Consider the following 2,876-nt stretch of genomic DNA (forward strand, 5'->3'; position numbering starts at 1 on the left):
GGCGTTGCGGGTGGCAAGTGCTGCACCGCGCGTATCGCCGCGCAGCCTGGCAAAGCCGCTGAGGCCCGCCACCTGCATGGTGCCGGTCAACGCCGGATCGGCCACGGCCAGCACCGGGCGATCGGCGCGGCTGGGCGAGCCAATGCTGCGCGCCGCGGCAAAGGCCACGATGCCGGGATGGCTGACCAGCGCGAAACGATCGCCCAACCATTTGGTGCGGCGATAGCGCGCGTTGGCATCCTTCGCCAGTCCCGGTTTTGCCACCAGCAGCGCCAGCGGCAACCGCGCGACCGGGCCATCGGAAACGACGTGCAGGCTGGTCACGGTGCTGAGATAGGGCAACAGCGGCGCAAATACCCGGTTGTGCAGTTCGTGCGCGGCGGCCAGATCGAAGGCCGGAAGATCATTGGCGGTCAGGGCCTGATCCAGTTCCAGGCTCTTGCGTACCGCGCCGACCAGCGCGGCCAGATCGGCGGCCTTGCTGTTGGGCAATCGGATCATGTGGGGGCTATCGGGCGTGATCACCAGTGCCAGCAGGCCATTTTGATCTTGCCGGAACACCAGCAGTGCTTCTTTGGCGCGCAGCAAGGGCTGGTCACCGCCGATCAGGCTGGCCAGCGGCACATCCAGCCGCCCGGCCAGCGCCGCAAACGCCGGATCGCGGCTTACGATGCGGGCATTGAGTTCGACCAGCCGGGCCTGGGCGGCTTCGATCCGGGCGGCAATCGCTCCCGGGTCGGCTGCCTTGACGAAATCGCGTCGCAGCAAGGTCAGCTCGGCCTGGCCGGCGCGTTGTTCGTCGGCAAGTGCCCTGATCGCCGGATCATTGGCGGCCAGCCGGGCGGCGCTGCGCCAGGCGATGTTGGCACTGCGGCGGAAGCCTTCGAGCAGCTGCATTAGGGTGAACACGCGGGCGGCATTGACGGGATCATCGCCGGCAACATCATAAAGCACCTTAAGCGGCCGATTGAACGTGCTTGATCCGGTGCTGGTGCGCAGATCGCTGCTGGCATTCAGGATCGATTCCTCGGCTATTTTCTTCCGCAGCGATTCGATCAAATCGTCAACAAGTGCAACCGCTTCGATTTTTTGGCCGTTTTGGGCAAGTGCATTGGCAAGCATGGATCGGATTGAGATCGATTCGATGTTGCTGTGTGGATAGATCTTGTTGGCGTTGGTGACGGCGGCAGCAAAAATGGCCACGGCTTCGGCCGATGATCGGCCGATCAATAGCTGGCCAAGCTGGACATGGGCGTAGATGCCTTGGTTGTTGGCAGGATCAATCGACGCCGCGCTGATCCTTACGGCCTCGCGCGCGGCGGCAATGGCCTCATCCGGCTTGCCGGCAAGTCCATAGAGCTCGCTCAAGGTGCCAAGGAAAATTGCCACTTGGGGATGGCTCTTACCCCACACCTCAACCGCTGCTGCAGTGCCGGCTTCCATGATGGGAAGGGCTTCAGCTGTCCTTCCGGCTCCCCTCAACGTGTTGACGAGCTTTAAGGAGCGGATGGCGAATGATCGTTTCGTGCCGGTTTGCAGGGCGAGTGCCAGCGCCTCCTGTTGCAGCGCGACACCTTGCGCGTGGCGGCCGGAACCGCCGAAAATGGCACCAAGATCGGCGAGGGCAGACCCCAGGCGGTCTGGATTGGGGCGCGGCCGCGCCCGTTCGACAGCGAGCGAGCGTTCCATCCAGGGCTCGGCAGCGAGCGCGCCGCGGAAGATGGTGGTGGCACCCAGGAGTTCCAGCACGCGGCCCAGCCGGCTGTCGAACTTGCCGAAGCGGCCTTCCATCAGGCTCAGTGCTTCTGAGAGATACTGCTGACCCGCACTGCCGCCACGTTCACGCTCGAGGCCAAGCAATCCGGATGCCAGCAACAAATTGGCCTGATTGTGAACTGAAACCCTTTTTCCGGCACTGGCCGTGGCCGCGCGCGCCGCAACCAGGGCTGTCTCGGCCTCCGCAAATCGTGCCTTCCGGATCAGCACGGTAGCATATCGCCGTAAGGTGACGGCCCGATCTGCTGGCGCTGTCTGCACTGCCAGCGCCGCCACCAGCAGCGTTTCGGCAGCGTCATACTCGCTCAGCATTTCCAGCGCCTCGCCCAGCACCGATTGCGCCTGTGCCCGCTGCTGCGGATCGGGCGCTGGCCCAAGATGCGCGATGGCATTGGTGAGCACGCTTTTGGCTTCAACCGGGAACATCTCGACCAGCAGCGCGCGGCCCAGTTCCAGCTCGCATTGCGCGGTTTGCGGGCTGGCTGGCCCCCAGGCCTCGACGCACAGCGTCAGGTGGGCGCGGGCGAGATCGACCTGGCGGCTGGGCTCGATGCTGTCGGGATCGGCCATGGCGGCGGCGCTGATGGCGAGCCGGGCTTGCAGCGCGGCAGGGAGGGCGGTTGCGGCAATTGTTGGCGCAGCAGCAGTGATCGCAAGCGTGGTCGCCAGCCCGTTGATGAAGACAGTTCTCATTTCCGATTGCCCTCACCTATTCCTGCTGAAGCTATCACGGGATGTCCCGTTGACCAATATTCTAGCCTGCGTTCCCTTCCTTGACTGGCACAACCATCGGCAACAATTCGGCCGTGGACTGGTTCCAGTCGGGAAAAACATCGGCGTTCGGCGTGAAGCGTGGCCGCAGCAGCCGGAGCGCGAAGGGGAAGACGAACAGCGTGCCGACCAGCGATGCCAGCATGGTGACCGGCACCAGCACCGCGATCCAGTGGTGAACCAGATAGCCCGGTGAGGCCAGCAGCACGACATAACCCACCGCGACGGCCATCGCGACGCAGACCGCAGCGCCGCCGGCCGACGCATGGGCAACCCGGATGGCATCAAGATAGCCGAGGCGCTGATCCAGCGCTTCGCGGATGCGGAAG

2 protein-coding genes are annotated in these 2,876 nt (G+C 64.5%); both read right to left on the bottom strand.

All coding sequences use genetic code 11. From position 1 onward, the window contains the following. A partial coding sequence (locus RMO81_RS08175; RefSeq protein WP_310475331.1) for a tetratricopeptide repeat protein occupies positions 1 to 2,469 on the bottom strand: 2,469 nt, incomplete at its 3' end. 61 nt (positions 2,470 to 2,530) lie between these two features. Next, the coding region (locus RMO81_RS08180) for a hypothetical protein (protein WP_310475332.1) at positions 2,531 to 2,876 on the bottom strand (346 nt) is incomplete at its 5' end.

Source organism: Sandarakinorhabdus sp. (assembly GCF_031422795.1).
Classification (GTDB): domain Bacteria; phylum Pseudomonadota; class Alphaproteobacteria; order Sphingomonadales; family Sphingomonadaceae; genus Sandarakinorhabdus.